Here is a 15,859-nt window from a genome sequence, read left to right on the forward strand (position 1 = left end):
CTTCATGGGAATGCCGATCAACAACCCGCCGGGCCAGGGGCCGCCCTGGGTGCCGCCGACCGACGTCGAGCGGGCATTGTTCGACGCCAAGTCGCGCGGTGACTGGGACGCGTACGTGAGCGTCCTGCTGGGCGTCGACACGTTCTCCTACAAGCCGAAAGACCGCGTCGACAGCCGCAAGCTGGTCGTCAACTGGCTGACGGAGAAGGGGCCCGAGGGCAAGGACTGCCTGGTCGTCTACACCCGGGGCGAGCTGCCCCCGAGACGGCACGACGCCGTCGCGTGCGAGGTCGGCCTGCCCTTCCCTCCCGAGGAGTGGTGGGGCGGCGAGCTGCAGGGGATGCTGGTCAACCCAGGGAGCCCGTCGGGTGCGTACTTCAACGACGCCAAGCGCCAACGCCGGCACTGGAAATCGCTCAAGAAGAGCGTCCCGAAGCGCGGGCACGACGCCGACCAGCTGCTCACCAGGTACACCGGCCCCCTGCACGGGCCGCTCGCCCACGGGCTGGCCTGCGGCGGGCACCTCGCCGTGCACAACGGGGTGATCTGGAACGAGGTCGGCGACGTCTACACCCACTACGAGGGCGACGTCGAGAACCTGCGCGAGTCCTGGGGCGTCACCGACCGCGGCGGCTGGCAGACGCAGGTCACCGCCCTGCTGGAGGGGCGCAACAGCCCGGTCGAGCCGGAGTTCCTGCTCCAGGTGAGAAGCGATCTGGCCCGCCAGTACCCGGGCTCGCACCGCGACCCGTCGACGTGGCGGCAGGCGGCGGCCGGCGTGCTCGCCCAGAAGGGCATGGGCCCGCCCGGCATCGACGCCATGATGCAGCTGATCGGGCGGATCGCCCGCTACGAGGACCGGTTCCGCGCCGACGGCATGCTGCCGCCCGACGGGTACGTGACCTCGGCACTCGGCTACGACTTCGGCCGGGCGGTGAACTTCGCGCGCTGGGGGCTGAGCGCCCGCTTCGCCGAGCCGTTCGAGGTGGAGCAGGTCGTGATCAAGGCCGGCGAGCTGACCAGGCAGGTGTACGAGACGTGGGAGTCGTTCTCCGCCGGCTACATCCTGGGACGCGTGCTGCGCTTCGACGACGAGGCCTTCGGCCACATGTACGACTCCGCGCTCACCCCGCACCGCATCCTCACCCAGGATCCCGGCAGCCCCTGGCGGAACATCCCGTTCGCCCTCGACGCCCCCCGGTAGGCCCCCTCCGCCCACCCAGCCGACAGGGCGACACGCCTGCGGCGGAGGTCAGGCGGCGTGCTCGGCCCGGTCGGCCTCCTCCTTGGTCTTGTGCACGGCCCCGTCGGCGTGTTCCGGCGGGCCGTACACGGTGTAGAGGACCAGCGGGTTCACGCCGGTGTTGACGAAGTTGTGCCGGGTCCCGGCGGGGACGGCCACCAGGTCGCCCTGCCGTACCTCCCTGGTCTCGCCGCCCACCCGGGCCTCGCCCACGCCGGAGACGAACGTCAGGATCTGGTCGATGCCCTCGTGGACCTCGTCGCCGATCTCGCCGCCCGGCGGGATCGTCATGATCACCAGCTGGCTCTTCTCCCCCGTCCACAACACGCGGCGGAAGTCGGCGCTCTCCTCGGCGACGGTCGCGATGGTGAAATGGTGCACGGTCGGCTCCTGCTCTACGGGTTCGTACGGGCTCTCCTCCTGCCTGATCGCAGGGCCCGGTAAACCTCCTCGCCCGAAATCGCCCTGTCACCCGAGCCGCCGGCGTCCTTCCAACCGGAACGGTGACCGTCACTGCCGACAACGACCCCGAGTTCTTCATGCCTCCCTGTTACGTAACCGGTACGGCACATCAGGCCGAGGTGCGAGGCTAGGGCCCCGGGCTTTACAGGCGATTTCGAACCGATTCATGAAGGCCCGGTCGCTAGGGGGAGACGGCAATCGAACGGTCGACGGGGGATACATGACAACGCAGATGGAATTCCGGATCCTCGGGCCGCTGGAGGCGAGCTGCCTGGGGCGTCCGGTCAAGCTGGGCGGCCCGCGGCCGCGCTCGCTGCTCGCCGCCCTGCTGCTGGACGCCGGGCGGATCGTGCCGCTCGACCGGCTGGTGACGGCGATCTGGGGGGATCGCCTGCCCGGCTCGGCACGCAACCAGGTCGCGATCCACGTACACACGCTGCGCAAGGCGGTCAAGACCGCCGGCCGGGACGCGGAGCTGATCACCACCGAGCGGGTCGGCTACCGCCTGCTCACCGACGACGTATGGCTGGACATGCACGAGGCGCGGCAGCAGGCCGCCGCCGCCCGGCGGGCGAGCCGGCCGGAGGAGGCTTCGGCCACGCTGGCACGGGCGCTCGACCTGTGGCGCGGCCCGGTGCTGGCCGAGATCGACACCACCGAGATCGCCGCCGCCGCCCGCGGCCTGGAGAACGCCCGGCTCGACATCGCCGAGGAGTGGGCCGACGCGGAGCTGGCGTGCGGCCGTCCCCGCGAGGCCGTGGCCCGGCTGGCCGCGCTGGTGGAGGAGCACCCGCTGCGCGAAGGGCTGCGCGAGCGGCTGATGCTGGCGCTGTGGCGCTCGGGACGGCAGGCCGACGCGCTGGAAAGCTACCGGCAGGGGCGCCGGCACCTGCTGGACGAGCTCGGCCTGGAGCCGGGACAGGCCCTGCGGGACCTCCAGCAGGCGATCCTGGCAGGACCGCCCCCCGCCGGCGCGGAGTACGACGACACACCCGCGCCACCGCCCACCACGTCCACCGCCCCAACCGGTACGCCCACCGCACAGCCCAACACATCCACAGCGCGGTCAGGCGCGTCCGGTGCTCAGGCGGACCAGCGCGTTCCGGTGGTCACGGTACGTCCGGCGCAGTTGCCGCCCGCTGTTTCCGCGTTCGTGGGCCGTACGCCGCAGATCCGGATGCTCGACCGGTTGACGCGGCCGGACCGGGACGGCCTGCCGGTCGCCGTGATCAGCGGCGCCGCGGGGGTGGGCAAGACCTCGCTCGCCCTGCGGTGGGCTCATGAGGTGGCCGGCCGGTTCCCCGACGGTCAGTTGTTCACGAACCTGCACGGCTACGACCGGGACAGGAGGTCGGCGGAGCCGTCGGCCGTCCTCGAGCGTTTCCTGCGCGCGCTCGGGGTGCCGGGGGCGGCGGTTCCGCCCGCGCTGGAGGAGCGGACCGCGCTGTTCCGCAGCACCCTGGACGGCAAGCGGGTGCTGGTCCTGCTGGACAACGCCGAGTCGGCCGCGCAGGTGCGCCCGCTGCTGCCCGGCACGCCGGACTGCTGCGTGATCGTCACCTCGCGGCGCCGGTTGGAGGGGTTGACCGTGAGCCACGGCGCGCTGCAGGTGCCGTTGGACGTCCTGAGCGAGCAGGAGTCGGTCGAACTGCTCGAACGTGTGGTGGGGGCCGAGCGGGTGTCGGCCGAGCAGGAGGCGGCGACCCGGCTGGCGACGCTGTGCGACCGGTCGCCGCTGCCGCTGCGCATCGCCGCGGCGAAGCTGACGGCGAGGCCGCGGTGGTCGCTCGCCGAGATGGCCGAGCGGCTGGCCGACGAGCACCACCGGCTGGACCAGCTCAGCCGGGGCGACTTCGAGGTCAGGGCGAGCATCGAGCTGTCCTGCCGCGAGCTGTCGAAGCGCGCCGCCCTGGCCTTCCGCTGGCTCTCGATGGTGGAGGCTCCGTCCGGGTTCGCGCCCTGGCTGGCGGCGGCGCTGCTGGACACGTCGGTCCAGGAGGCGGACCAGCTGCTCGAGCAGTTGGTCGACGCCCAGTTGCTGCAGCCGCTCGGGAGCGACGGGGCCGGCCAGCCGCGTTACCGCTTCCACGATCTGATCCGCCTGTTCGCCCGTGAGCAGGCCGAGGCCGAGGAGCCGTGCGGCGCGGCGCCGGCCGCCCTGTGCCGCGCTTTCAGCGGGCTGCTCGGCCTGGCGGAGAAGGCGCGCGAGATACACTTCGGCACCCGGTACCTCAAGGTGCCGCGCGGCGACGCGCCGCGATGGCTGCCCGACGAGGCGCCCTGGGCGGTGTCGCTGAGCGACCCGCTGGCGTGGCTGGAGAGCGAGCGGCTGACGCTCGTCGCCGCGGTGTCGCAGTGCGCCGAGCTGGGGCTCGCCGACCTGAGCCGCGATCTCGTGGCCAGCTACGTGCACCTGTTCGAGTCTCGTGCCTATTTCGCTGACTGGCAGGCGGTGGCGTCCAAGGCCTTCGAGGCCTGCCGTGCCGCCTCCCACCTGCCGGGCCAGGCCGCCATGCTCTACTCCCTCGGCTCGCTCAACCTCGTCCTGCGGCGGCTGCCGCAGGCCACCGAGTTCCTGTGCGCGGCGCTCAGCCTCTTCGAGCAGCTCGAGGACGTGCCCAGCCAGGCCATCGTGCTCCGTCACCTCGGCACCGTCCGTCTCATCCAAGGCGACCTCGACGGGGGCAGGGTGGAGATCGAACGCGCGCTGGAGCTGTTCGAGCAGGTCGGCGACACCGCGTCCATGGCGCACGGCTTGGGCTTTCTCTCGCACGTGCACATGCTCGAAGGCCGGCTGGAGGAGGCCGCGCGGCTGCTGGATCGTGCGCTGGCCATCGACACGAAACTCGCCGTGGGCGAGGCCCAGCTGCTCAAGCGCAGGGCGGAGGTCCGCCGCCGGCAAGGCCTGCACACCGAGGCCGTCAGGGACGGCGAGCAGGCGCTGGCCATCACGCTCGACCTGAACGACCTGGTGGGCCAGGCGTACGCGCTGCACGCGCTGGGCGAGGCTCGTCTCGGCTGCGGGGAGCCGGTCGCTGCCGCCGACGACCTGCACCGGGCGTTGCGGATCGCCCGGCAGGTGGGTGACAGGATGATCGAAGGCCGCGTCCTCCTCACGCTCGGACACATCGAGAGCGAGGACAGCGTGGGCCGGCTCCGGCAGGCCGCGGACATCTTCGCCGGCATCGGCGCCACGGGCTGGCACGAGCAGGCCGTCAAGGCGGCGCTCGCCGTGACCGCCTGAGCCCAGAAGGCGAGGGCGGCGGGTCCAGCCGCGCCACGGGCGGTGGCTCTAGCCGTGCCGGGGGCCGTCCTCGCCCCACCAGCCGCGGCGGGCGGCGAGCAGCCCGGCCTGGAAGCGGGTGCGCGCGCCGAGCCGCTCCATCATCTCGCTGACCCGCCGGTGCACCGTACGCAGGCTCACGCCGAGCTGGCGCGCCACGGCCTCGTCCTTGAGCCCGGCCGCCAGCAGCGTGAACAGCTCGGGGTCGGGAAGGTCGGCCGGGCCGCCGGACGGCGCGTCGAGCGGTCTGGCCGGCAGCGGCAGCGCCGACCTCCACAGCACCTCGAACAGGGCGACCAGCGCGTCGAGCAGCGTCGAGGAGTGCACGATGACCGCGCTGTCGGCATGGGCGGACTCGTCGGTGCTCAGCGGCAGGATCGCGATCCGCCGGTCGGCGATGGCCAGCTTCATCGGCACCTCGGGGCTGACCCTGGCCTGCTCGCCCGCGGCCACCGACTCCTGGGCGAGGCGCAGCTTGCCGGGGATCTCCAGGGCGGAGGCGTCGTAGATGCCGCGGACCTGCAGGCCGTGCGCGAGGCGCTCCATCTCGGCGACGTTCTGCTCGCCGGGATCCTGCGCGTACGGTGGCCGGTCCAGCACCAGGATCTCCCCGGTCGCGGCCTGCTGCAGCTGCGTGAACCGCTGGACCACGGCCGCCCGGCCCTGGACGACCTCGACGAGTTCCTCGGGCGAGTGGTTCTCCGTGCGCGGGGTCTCGGCGAGCATCGCCAGCGCCGCCAGCCGCGCCTGCGCCAGCCCTTCCTCTCTGCGCGAGATGAGGGCGGAGACCGCCACGTCCGGCCGGGTCGCGAGGAACCGGATCGGGCGCCCCGCCATGCGGCTGACCAGACCCAGCGCCTCCAGCCGGGCGAACGCGCGGCGCAGGGCCACCGTGGTGCGCCCGGTGTGCGCGGCCAGCTCGTGCAGCGTCGCGCGCGGCCGGCGCAGCAGATCACGGTATATTTGCTCGTCCTCGGCGTCGACGCCGACCGCCGCGAGCGCGTTGTCATGCGGGTCCACGATCCACAAGCATGTCATATTCATGAAATGTCGCAAAGCTGCCAACCGTTGAGCTGGCCCCGGGGATCCGCTTCCCGGTAGGACGGACATGGACCTGTTGAAGTTCCGCACCCATGCCTGCCAGGGAGGCAGCTTTGAAGAAGGCTTTCGCCATCGGGTTGACGGCCGCGCTCGCGGTCATGTCGCCCGCGACACCGGCGTCCGCCGACGGTTTCGGCCGCTGGCACCAGCCCTCCTGCGAGACGGTCACCGGCGACGGCACGGTGACGTACACGCGGGACGAAGGCAAGACCATCACACCGACCAGCAAGACGTTGGAGCCGGTCGTTTACACGACCGGCCTTGTCACGCTCGACCGCCCTGACACCTTGCTCTCCTTGGCCAACAACCAGTTGTCGCGCTCGTCGGACGCCGGCTGCACGTGGGAGCCGGTGGGCCAGGTGGCGGGCTCGTACGTCGAGCTGACCGCGGCCCGCGGCGACCGGGCCTACGCGTGGGACCGCGACGGCCATGTCTCGCTCGCGACGACCGACGGGGTCACGCCGCTGACCTCGCCGGCCGGCAGGCTGGCCGGGCTCGGCACCCACCGCCGCCACGGCGACCAGTTGCGGGTGGCCGACGGCGACGGGCAGTTGCACGAGTCACGCGACGGCGGGCGCACATGGCAGCCCATCGGCGTGCCCGCCTGGGAGAAGGACGAACTGCGCAGCGTCTACACGGCGGTGTTCGACCCGCACAACCTCAACCACGTCGTGCTGGGCGCGTCGGACACCGGGGTCCGCGTCACCTTCAACGGCGGGCGCACCTGGACGACGGCGAAGGGGCTGAGCGCGTCCGGCGGGAAGGTCAACGTGTTCAGCGCCGCGATCTCGCCCACCTCGCCGAACGTCGTGTACGTGATGGGGCTCGACCTCGACGAGCTGCATGCGGGCGCGCCGTCCGGCGGCCGGCACATCTACCGCTCGATGGACGGAGGCCGCCGCTTCATCCCCGTCGTGGACCAGGGCAACGGCGTCACGATCCCCAACGGGCCGCTGCTCGTCGCCCACCCGAGGGACCCGGGCGTGCTCTATTTCGTGTGGGGGACCGGCTGGTCCTCGCTCGGCACCGACATCTACCGATACGACTCCTGGCGTGACCACGTCACCACCCAGCACAACGCCTACGACCGGGTCACCTCGATCGCCTTCAACCCCGCCGACTCCAGCGTGATGTACCTGGGGGTGGCCGAAGAGGTCTGACCGCCCCGCGAGAGAGGCCGGCGCACCTTTCGCCGCACGAGACCCGTCACCCTTCCGGCTCCAGGGTGGCGGGAGGCGCGGTCACGGCGTCCACAGGCTGTGGATGAGAGCCGCCGAACACCTCCCGCAGCGCCCGCGGCGTCAGGACCTCGCCGGGAGAGCCCTGCGCGACCAGCCGGCCACCGTCGAGGAGGAGGCAGTGGCCGGCCTTCATGGCCGCGGCCAGGTCGTGGGTGACGTGGACCACCGTGACACCGCCCGCGCTCTCCTCGTCGACGACGACGCCGATGAGACGGCCGGCCTCCACGTCGAGCCCTGTCGCCGGCTCGTCGAGCAGGAGCAGCCCCGGCTCCTGGGCCAGCCCCTGGGCGACCAGCGCCCGCTGGCGCTGCCCTCCCGACAGCGCGCCCAACTGCCGCCCGGCCAGGTCGAGGATGCCCAGGCGGGACATGCAGGCGTCGACCACCGCCCAGTCGGCCGCCGTCAGCCGCCGCCACGGCCCGCGTAGCGCCCAGCGGCCCATCGCCACCGCGTCGCGGACCGTGAGCGGCAGGGCGTCCGGCACCGCGCTGCGCTGAGCCACGTATCCCGGGCGCCGCCGGTCGCGCTCGATCCGCCCGCGCGCCGGTCTGATGACGCCCGCGAGCACGCCGAGCAGCGTGGACTTGCCCGAGCCGTTCGGGCCGACGACGGCCGTCACCGCCGAGGCGGGCAGTGCGGCCGAGATCCCGTGCAGCACCGTCCTGCGGCCGAATCCGGCCACGACGTCATGGATCGCTATCGCATCGCCGAGCTTCACGACCAACCTCCACTTGAAAACGACAACGGTTTTCATTGTAGTGTGGCTGTCATGGATTGGCTGCTTGATCCCTTTCAGGTGTCTTTTGTCCGGCAGGCGCTCTGGGCGGGCGTCCTCGTCTCCCTCATCTGCGCGATCGCCGGGACGTGGGTGGTGCTGCGCGGCATGGCCTTCCTCGGCGACGCGATGTCCCACGGGATGCTCCTGGGCGTGGCGCTCGCCTCCCTGACGGGGGTGAACGTGCTCGTCGGAGGGCTGCTCAGCGCCGCCGGGATGGCATTGGGCGTGAGCGTGCTCGGCAGGTCGCCGCGGCTGTCGCAGGACACCGGCATCGGCCTGCTCTTCGCCGGGATGCTGGCGCTGGGCGTGATCGTCGTCTCCCACTCCCGGTCGTTCGCCGTCGACCTGACCGCGTTCCTGTTCGGTGACGTGCTCGCGGTCCGCGGGGACGACCTCGCGGGCCTGGGCGTCGCGCTCGCGGTCACCGCCGTGGTGGCGGCGCTCGGACACCGGGCGTTCGTCGCGCTCGCGTTCGATCCCCGTAAGGCCCACACGCTCGGCCTGCGCCCGCGGGCGGCTCAGGTGCTGCTGGTCGGGTTGGTGACGGTCGCCATCGTCGCCTCGTTCCACATCGTCGGCACCCTGCTGGTCTTCGGGCTGCTCATCGCGCCGGCCGCCGCTGCGGCGCTGTGGGCGCGGGCCATCCCGAAGATCATGCTCGGGGCGGCGCTGCTCGGGATCGTCTCGACCGTGACCGGGCTCGTCGTCTCGTGGCACGCGGCGACGGCGGCGGGCGCCACCATCGCCGCCGTCGCCGTGGCGCTGTTCTTCGTCTCCGCGGCGGCCGGCCTGATGAAGAACCGCCTCGCGGCCCGTACGGGAGCGCCGTCATGAGGGCCGCCGTCGCCGTGGCGCTCGCCGGGCTGCTCCTGCTGACCGGGTGCGGGCGGCAACCGCAGCAGAGCACGGCCGCCCGCACCCCGCACGGGTACGTCGCGGGCGCCGAGGAGATGCCTGAGCCCCAGTCGCGGCTGCTGCTGGCCGGTGACCGGGCGGGCGCCGTGCGCGTGCTCGACCTGCTCACCGGCAAGGTGTCACCGGTCGCCGACGTCGAGCAGGTCGAGAGCGTGACCGGCGACGGCCGCTTCGCCTACCTCACCACCGCCACGGGCGGGCTCCGGGTGATCGACACCGGCGCGTGGACCGTCGACCACGGTGACCACGTGCACTACTACCGGGCGGCGGCCCGCGACCTCGGCACGCTGCGCGGGCGACCCCCGTACACCGTCGCCGGCGACGCCGCCGTGACCGCCGTGCGCTCCTCCGACGGCACGGTCAGGCTGCTCGACCGCGCCCGCATGGAGAAGGGCACGCTGGCGGAGACCGCCAGGTTCACGGCCGCCGCGGCGGTGCCGTACGCGGAGCACGTCATCGTGGCCGTCGGCGGCGAGGTGCGGCTCGTGACGCGGGCCGGCGAGCCGGGACCGGCCATCGGCGCCTGCACAAACGCGGCGGGAACGGCGGTGACCAGGCGCGGCGTCGTCATCGGCTGCGCCGGCGGCGCCGTGCTCGTCACCGAGGACGACGGCGCGTTCGAGAGCGTACGGATCCCCTACCCGCGCGTGCCGCCCGCTGACCAGCGAGCCACGGAGTTCCGGCACCGGCCTGGCAGCACCATCCTGGCGGCCAGGGCCGGCGACGCGGGCGTTTGGGTGCTCGACGTCACCGCCAGGACGTGGCGGCGGATCAGGACCGGGCCTGCCGTGGCGGTCAACGCCGCGGGGGACGGGATGCCGGTCCTGGTCCTGACCGGTGACGGCACGCTGCACGCGTACGACCCCGGCTCCGGGAAGAAACAGGCCGGCACGGAGGTGCTCCGCACGCCGCTGACCGGCGCGCCGGCCATCGAGGTCGACGCCGCCCGCGCGTACGTCAACGACCCGGCGGGCCGGGCCGTGCACGAGATCGACTACAACGACGGCCTCAGGCACGCCCGCACGTTCGAGCCCGGCTTCGCGCCCGCGCACATGATGGAGACCGGGCGATGAGGGCGTGCAGGGCCGCCTGCGCCGTGGCGGCCGTCGTGCTGGCGGCGCTGACCGGATGCGCCGGCCAGGACGCGCAGGGGCCTCAGGTGGTCGTCACCACCAACATCCTCGGCGACGTCACCCGTGCCATCGCCGGAGGCGGGGCCGAGGTGACCGTGCTGATGAAGCCCGACTCCGACCCGCACTCGTTCGGCGTCTCGGCCCAGGAGGCCGCGCTGATCGAACGCGCGGACCTCGTGGTCCACAACGGGCTCGGCCTGGAGGAGGGCGTCCTGCGGAACGTACGGGCCGCAGCGGACGCCGGCGTGCCCACGCTGGCCGTCGCCGAGGGCGTCGAACCCCTCCGCTTCGCCGGCGACGAGAGCGCCGGGCAGCTCGACCCCCACTTCTGGACCGACCCGCGGCGCATGGCCAGGGCCGTCGACCTGATCGCCGAGCAGGTCATCGCGCACGTGGACGGCGCCGATCCGGCCGCCGTGCGGGCCGCCGCCGACGCTTACCGCGAGCGAGTCGAGCGGCTGGACTCCTGGGTGGCGGAGCAGGTCGCGACCGTCCCGCCCGCCGCGCGCAAGCTGGTCACCAACCATCATGTCTTCGGCTATTTCGCGCAGCGCTACGGCTTCGAGGTCGTCGGCGCGGTGATCCCCAGCGGCACCACCCTGGCCTCCCCCAGCGCCTCGGACCTGCAGTCGCTGAAGGTCGCCGTCCAGCGCACGAAGGTGAACGCGATCTTCGCCGACTCCTCCCAGCCCGACCGGCTCGCCCAGGTGCTCGCCTCCGAAGCCGGTGTGCGGGTCAAGGTCGTCCCCCTGTTCTCGGAGTCGCTGAGCAGTACGGCGGGCGCCACCACCTACCTCGACATGGTCCGCACCAACACGAAAGCCATCGTCGACGGCCTCAACGGCCGCTGAACCCCCAGAGAAAGGGCACACCCATGACCGTCAGGACATCCGCTCCCGCACTGATCGCCGCAGCGGCCCTGCTGGCCGCGTGCGGGACCGCGCCGCCCGCCCCGGCGCCCGGCGCCGCGCCGCCCGCCACCACCGCCTCCTCCCCTCAGCCGCCCGTGACGGATCCGATCGTGGTGACGTACGACGGCGGGCTCTACGTGCTCGACGGCCAGAGCCTGCGGCTGGCCAGGGACATCCCGCTGGCCGGGTTCAACCGGGTCAACCCCGCGGGCGACGAGCGGCACGTGCTGGTCTCCACCGCGACCGGGTTCCGCGTGCTCGACGCCGTCACCCCGGCGCTGAAGGACGACGAGTTCAAGGGCAGCAAGCCGGGCCACGTCGTCAGGCACGGCGGCACCACCGTGCTGTTCGCCGACGGCACCGGCGAGGTGACCGTCTTCGACCCCGCCGACCTGGCCGAGGGCCTGCCCGAGGGCGAGGTCTACACCGCGGCCGCGCCCCACCACGGCGTGGCGCTCCAGTTGGAGAACGGCGAGCTGGTCGTCTCCCTCGGCACCGAGGAGAAGCGGGCGGGCCTGCTCGTCCTCGACAGGTCCCGCAAGGAGATCGCGCGCAGCGAGGACTGCCCGGGCGTCCACGGGGAGGCCACCGCGCGGGACGAGGCCGTCGTGGTCGGCTGCGAGGACGGCGTGCTCGTCTACAAGGACGGCGAGTTCACCAAGGTCGACAGCCCCGACGAGTACGGCCGCATCGGCAACCAGGCGGGCTCCGACGTCTCTCCCATCGTTCTCGGCGACTACAAGAAGGATCCCGACGCCGAGCTGGAGCGCCCGACGCAGGTCTCGCTCATCGACACCGCCGCCGGCACGATGCGGCTGCTGGACCTCGGGACGAGCTACACCTTCCGCTCCCTGGCCCGCGGGCCGCAGGGGGAGGCCCTCGTGCTCGGCACGGACGGCCGTGTCCACGTCATCGACCCCGCCGAGGCGAAGGTCGTCAGGTCGATCGAGGTCATGGGCGAGTGGAAGGAGCCGATCGACTGGCAGCAGCCGCGGCCGGCCATCTTCGTCCGCGGCCGGAGCGCCTACGTGAGCGACCCGGCGGCCAGGAAGGTGCACGCGGTCGACCTCGCGTCCGGGAAGGTCGTCAGGAGCGCCACCCTGCCGGAGAGCCCGAACGAGCTCAGCGGCACCGGCTGAACGTCCGTCCGGGAAAGCCGCTTCTCAGGAGCCGTAGGAGCGCGGCCCCGGCGAAATAGCCGATCAGGGCCGCCGTGGGGAACCCGGCGGGCCCGTGATGGCCGGGGCCGGCCAGGGCGACGGCGAGAAGGCCGCCCACGACGGCGGCCATCCCGGCCACGGTCAGGAAGGCGGCGCCGCGCCCCGGCGCCGCGCAGGGGCCGCCGCGCCGCTCCACGTTCCCGAACACCGCGACGAGCAGGCCGAGGATGAGTGCGAGCGCGGCGAGCCAGGGGATGCGCAACAACAGCCACGGAAGGGATCCGGGGGCGGCCTGGGGCAGCAGCCCGGTGGGGTAGAGCGCCAGGACGCCGAGCACGGCGGCGGTCATGTGCCACAGGAACAGGGTCATGATCACCGAGTTGACCGCCACGACCGCCGTCCACTGCCGTACGCCCCGCAACCACCGGTTGACGGGCCCGTGGAGGAGCAGCGCGACGCCGGTCTGGGCGGTGGCCAGCGCCAGCAGGGCCAGGGTGGGCGGGGACGTGTTCTGGATCTCCTGCCCCGCCACGCCGACCATGCTGACCGGATAGGGGCCGAACACGGTGAGCCCCACCAGGGCGGCCAGCCCGGACAGCGCCAGGGACAGCGCGACGGCGGGGCGGGCCGGCAGCCGCCCGTCCTGCCAGGCGAAGCCGAGCTGGTGCACCGCCAGCCAGGCGAACAGGTAGTTGCCCGCGCCGCTGTAAGGGATCCAGGGCACCAGACGGCCCACGTCGCCCGCCGCGACGAGGACGACCAGCACGACGGGCACGGCCAGCCCGTACCTGCGGTGCAGCGCGTGCATCACCGGTGTCAGGACCACCGCCGACAGGTACGCCACCAGGAACCACAGCGGGATGCCCGCCAGCCAGACCCCCATGCCGACCAGTTCGGGACCGACCCCCGCGACCCCGGCGGCCAGGCCGGCGGCCGCGAGCACCGCCAGCACCATCGTGGTGGGCCGCACCAGCCGGTCGGTACGGCGCAGCGTCCACCCGGTGGCGCCGCCGCCCTCGCGGCGGTGGGCGGCGAGCGAGGCGGCGTTGGCGTACCCGCCGACCAGGAAGAAGATCGGCATGACCTGGAACAGCCAGGTCAGCGGCCGGGTCCACGGCACGACGTCCAGGACGTTGACCCCGTGCAGGCCGCCGTTGTAGCTGACCGAGAGCACCAGCCAGTGCCCGGTCACCACGGCCGCGATCGCGACGGCACGCAGGAGGTCGACGTGGCGGTCGCGGTGGGCAGGGGTCTGCTCGGCCTTGCGCCGCAGCTCTCTCGCGGCCCGCTCGATGGCTCCCATGGCGCCCTCAGTGCACCGTGTGCTCTTTCATGCTGGAGCATCTACCCAACCCGGGAGGCACCCGCGGGAACGACGCGAAATGGGCACGGGTAATAGCCGTGATGTTTCCTCGACATACGGTTTGCATCGCGTGTTCTTGGCGTGACACATGGTCATTTCTTGCCGTGAGATGGCGTGTTCTTCAGCCACGATCGAGTTCGCGCATGATTTTCAGGTAATCCACAGAAAGGGCAGGTAACCTCGCCCACCATGATGTGGCAGCGTACGTTCAACAGCGCGCTGGCCAAGTACGCAGGATTCCGGATCGAACGGGTAGGAAAAGCGGAGAACGCGAAGAAGGTCGTCGAGCGGCCCAGGAAGGCCGCCCCCGACACCTCTTTCAGGCCTCCGTCCGACCCCCGCGATCGCCTGCTCGAGGCCCCGGTGTTCGTGATCTCCCCCGTCCGGTCCGGCTCGACGTTGTTGCGGTCGATGCTCAACGCGCACCCGGACCTGCACGCCCCCCACGAGCTGCACGTACGCCGGTTGAGCGTGGACTTCGGCACGACCCTGGCCGAGAAGGCGATGGAGGCGCTCGGGCACAACCGCGCCGACATCGAGCACCTGCTGTGGGACCGGGTGCTCCACCGGGAGCTGGTACGCAGCGGCAAGCGGTACATCGTGGACAAGACGCCGGCCAACGCCTTCGCCTACGAACGGCTCGCCGCGTGCTGGCCGGATGCCCGGTTCGTGTTCCTGCTGCGCCACCCCGCCTCGATCGCGACGTCCTGGCACGAAGCCAGTCCCGGCAAGCGCACGCCGGACGAAGCGGCGGCCGACGCGTTGCGGTACATGAAGGCGGTGGAGCGTGCCAGGAAGGCGCTGCCCGGCCTGACCGTGCGCTACGAGGAGCTGACCGCCGACCCGGAGAAGGTCAGCCGCCTGATCTGCGACTTCCTCGGCATCGGCTGGGTGCCCGAGCTGCTCTCCTACGGCACGCCCGACGTGGTGACCAAGGGGCTCGGCGACTGGAAGGACAAGATCCGTTCGGGCACCGTGCAGAAGGGCCGCGACCTGCCCGAGCCGGCGGAGATTCCCGAGGTGTTGCACGCCATGTGCCGGACGTGGGAGTACCTACCGTGAAGATCCGATACATGCTGCTGCACGCGTACGGCATGGGCGGGACCATCCGGACGGTGGTCAACCAGGCCAACGCGATGGCTGATGCGGGTCACGACGTCGAGATCGTCAGCGTCGTACGCCGGCGGAGCAGTCCGCAGTTCGCCATCGACGAGCGCGTGCGGGTGTGGGCCCTGGTGGACCAGCGTGACGGCGTCGCCGCCGACTCGCTGGCCCGCAAGGTATGGCGGCGTGCCCGCGGCAAGATCGTGCCGTACGGCGAGTTCGCCGCCGAATACTTCACGGAGCGGGTCGAGGGCGCGGTCATGGACTACGTGTCCGGCCTGCAGGACGGCATCCTGGTCACCACCCGGCCCGCGCTCAACCTCATCTCCGCGCGCCGCGGCTCGCGCAAGGTGATCAGGGTGGCGCAGGAGCACATGAACCTGGGCTCCTACCACCGCGCGGTCCGCGAGGAGATCGCCAAGCACTACGGCCGGTTCGACGCGGTGGCGGTCCTGACGGAGACCAGCGTCAACGAATACCGGCCGCTGCTGCCCGGCACCCCGGTCGTGCGCATCCCGAACGCGGTCGACATGGAGGGGCGCAAGCACTCCGATCTGACCCGCCCGGTGGTGATCGCCGTCGGCCGGCTGGTTCCGCAAAAAGGCTTCGACATGCTCATCAAGGCCTACGCCGCGATCGCGCCCGAGTTCCCCGACTGGCGGCTGCGCATCTTCGGCACGGGCCCGTCGAAGGACCGGCTGCAGCAGCGGCTCGACGAGTTCGACCTGGGTGACACCATCCGGCTGATGGGCCGCAGCGACCGCATCCCCGAGGAGTTGTCGCAGGCCTCGGTCTACGCGCTGAGCTCGCGGATCGAGGGCCTGCCGATGGCGATGATCGAGGCGATGGGTCACGCCCTGCCGATCGTCGCCTTCGACTGCCCGACGGGCCCCGGTGACGTGCTGACGCATGACGTGGACGGCGTGCTGGTGCCGCCGCGCGACATCGAGGCGCTGTCGGCGGCGCTCAGGCGGGTGATGAGCGACCCAGCGCTGCGCCGGCGGCTGGGCGCCGCCGCCGCCGAGGTCGCCAACGCGTACACGCCGCAGGTCGTGATGCCGCAGTGGGAGCGCCTGTTCACCAGCCTGAGCAACGGCGAACCGGTCGCCACCGGCTGACCGGCGGCGAGAGGATCGTGCGGCGCCGGCCGTCTCCGGCGGCGCCG

At 72.3% G+C, this 15,859-nt stretch carries 13 protein-coding genes; 9 read left to right on the forward strand and 4 right to left on the reverse strand.

The features are described 5' to 3' along the window. Positions 1 to 4 precede the first annotated feature (4 nt). Complete coding sequence (locus tag ABGB01_RS13600) at positions 5 to 1,204, forward strand: DUF1266 domain-containing protein (protein ID WP_347773632.1); 1,200 nt, start codon at positions 5 to 7, stop codon at positions 1,202 to 1,204. 48 nt (positions 1,205 to 1,252) lie between these two features. On the opposite strand, the gene ABGB01_RS13605 is transcribed toward ABGB01_RS13600, so the two are convergent. Then, positions 1,253 to 1,624 carry a cupin domain-containing protein gene (locus ABGB01_RS13605; RefSeq protein WP_347619823.1) on the reverse strand — a complete coding sequence of 124 codons (372 nt, stop codon included), beginning with the start codon at positions 1,622 to 1,624 and terminating at the stop codon, positions 1,253 to 1,255. A gap of 301 nt (positions 1,625 to 1,925) precedes the next feature. Between ABGB01_RS13605 and ABGB01_RS13610 the strand changes: the two genes are divergently transcribed. Continuing rightward, complete coding sequence (locus ABGB01_RS13610) at positions 1,926 to 4,949, forward strand: BTAD domain-containing putative transcriptional regulator (RefSeq protein WP_347773633.1); 3,024 nt, start codon at positions 1,926 to 1,928, stop codon at positions 4,947 to 4,949. A 48-nt stretch (positions 4,950 to 4,997) separates the two neighbouring features. Here ABGB01_RS13610 and ABGB01_RS13615 read toward each other — a convergent pair whose 3' ends face one another. After that, positions 4,998 to 6,008 (reverse strand): LuxR C-terminal-related transcriptional regulator, encoded by a 1,011-nt coding sequence (locus ABGB01_RS13615; RefSeq protein WP_347773634.1) that lies wholly within the window; start codon positions 6,006 to 6,008, stop codon positions 4,998 to 5,000. Positions 6,009 to 6,142: 134 nt separating this feature from the next. On the opposite strand from ABGB01_RS13615, the gene ABGB01_RS13620 reads away from it, so the two are divergent. Next, entirely contained in the window at positions 6,143 to 7,249 is a 1,107-nt protein-coding gene (locus ABGB01_RS13620; RefSeq protein WP_347773635.1) for a hypothetical protein, read from the forward strand. A 46-nt stretch (positions 7,250 to 7,295) separates the two neighbouring features. Here ABGB01_RS13620 and aztA read toward each other — a convergent pair whose 3' ends face one another. Next, positions 7,296 to 8,048 carry a zinc ABC transporter ATP-binding protein AztA gene (gene aztA / locus ABGB01_RS13625; protein WP_347773636.1) on the reverse strand — a complete coding sequence of 251 codons (753 nt, stop codon included), beginning with the start codon at positions 8,046 to 8,048 and terminating at the stop codon, positions 7,296 to 7,298. A gap of 51 nt (positions 8,049 to 8,099) precedes the next feature. On the opposite strand from aztA, the gene aztB reads away from it, so the two are divergent. The 4 genes from aztB to aztD are packed head-to-tail and all read left to right on the forward strand — an operon-like array spanning position 8,100 to position 12,206. Next, the gene (gene aztB / locus ABGB01_RS13630) at positions 8,100 to 8,942 is read left to right on the forward strand and encodes a zinc ABC transporter permease AztB (RefSeq protein WP_347773637.1); all 843 of its coding nucleotides are present in this window, start codon (positions 8,100 to 8,102) and stop codon (positions 8,940 to 8,942) included. Then, positions 8,939 to 10,096, forward strand: a complete 1,158-nt coding sequence (locus ABGB01_RS13635; protein ID WP_347773638.1) for an ABC transporter — start codon at positions 8,939 to 8,941, stop codon at positions 10,094 to 10,096. The genes aztB and ABGB01_RS13635 overlap by 4 nt, the downstream gene beginning before the upstream one ends. Further along, positions 10,093 to 11,007, forward strand: coding sequence for a zinc ABC transporter substrate-binding protein AztC (gene aztC, locus ABGB01_RS13640; protein ID WP_347773639.1), 915 nt, complete (start codon positions 10,093 to 10,095; stop codon positions 11,005 to 11,007). Before ABGB01_RS13635 ends, aztC begins: the two co-directional genes overlap by 4 nt. A gap of 23 nt (positions 11,008 to 11,030) precedes the next feature. After that, on the forward strand, positions 11,031 to 12,206 hold the full coding sequence (gene aztD / locus ABGB01_RS13645) for a zinc metallochaperone AztD (protein ID WP_347773640.1): 1,176 nt from the start codon (positions 11,031 to 11,033) through the stop codon (positions 12,204 to 12,206). Here the strand turns inward: aztD and ABGB01_RS13650 are convergent. Continuing rightward, positions 12,190 to 13,530: an acyltransferase gene (locus tag ABGB01_RS13650; RefSeq protein ID WP_347773641.1), complete on the reverse strand. Its 1,341-nt coding sequence runs from the start codon at positions 13,528 to 13,530 to the stop codon at positions 12,190 to 12,192. The two genes, aztD and ABGB01_RS13650, sit on opposite strands and share 17 nt — an antisense overlap. Positions 13,531 to 13,779: 249 nt before the next feature. Between ABGB01_RS13650 and ABGB01_RS13655 the strand changes: the two genes are divergently transcribed. Next, positions 13,780 to 14,652, forward strand: a complete 873-nt coding sequence (locus tag ABGB01_RS13655) for a sulfotransferase (protein ID WP_347619828.1) — start codon at positions 13,780 to 13,782, stop codon at positions 14,650 to 14,652. After that, on the forward strand, positions 14,649 to 15,812 hold the full coding sequence (locus tag ABGB01_RS13660; protein ID WP_347773642.1) for a glycosyltransferase family 4 protein: 1,164 nt from the start codon (positions 14,649 to 14,651) through the stop codon (positions 15,810 to 15,812). The genes ABGB01_RS13655 and ABGB01_RS13660 overlap by 4 nt, the downstream gene beginning before the upstream one ends. Positions 15,813 to 15,859 lie beyond the last annotated feature (47 nt).

Source organism: Nonomuraea sp. B5E05, from assembly GCF_039880665.1.
Taxonomy (GTDB): domain Bacteria; phylum Actinomycetota; class Actinomycetes; order Streptosporangiales; family Streptosporangiaceae; genus Nonomuraea.

Excerpts from the sequence above, each read along its gene's own strand:
- aztC (WP_347773639.1), top strand. The coding sequence starts at position 10,093 with ATGAGGGCGTGCAGGGCCGCCTGCGCCGTGGCGGCCGTCGTGCTGGCG.
- ABGB01_RS13655 (WP_347619828.1), top strand. The coding sequence starts at position 13,780 with ATGATGTGGCAGCGTACGTTCAACAGCGCGCTGGCCAAGTACGCAGGA.
- ABGB01_RS13635 (WP_347773638.1), top strand. The coding sequence starts at position 8,939 with ATGAGGGCCGCCGTCGCCGTGGCGCTCGCCGGGCTGCTCCTGCTGACC.
- aztD (WP_347773640.1), top strand. The coding sequence starts at position 11,031 with ATGACCGTCAGGACATCCGCTCCCGCACTGATCGCCGCAGCGGCCCTG.
- ABGB01_RS13650 (WP_347773641.1), bottom strand. The coding sequence starts at position 13,530 with ATGGGAGCCATCGAGCGGGCCGCGAGAGAGCTGCGGCGCAAGGCCGAG.
- aztB (WP_347773637.1), top strand. The coding sequence starts at position 8,100 with ATGGATTGGCTGCTTGATCCCTTTCAGGTGTCTTTTGTCCGGCAGGCG.
- ABGB01_RS13610 (WP_347773633.1), top strand. The coding sequence starts at position 1,926 with ATGACAACGCAGATGGAATTCCGGATCCTCGGGCCGCTGGAGGCGAGC.
- ABGB01_RS13600 (WP_347773632.1), top strand. The coding sequence starts at position 5 with ATGGGAATGCCGATCAACAACCCGCCGGGCCAGGGGCCGCCCTGGGTG.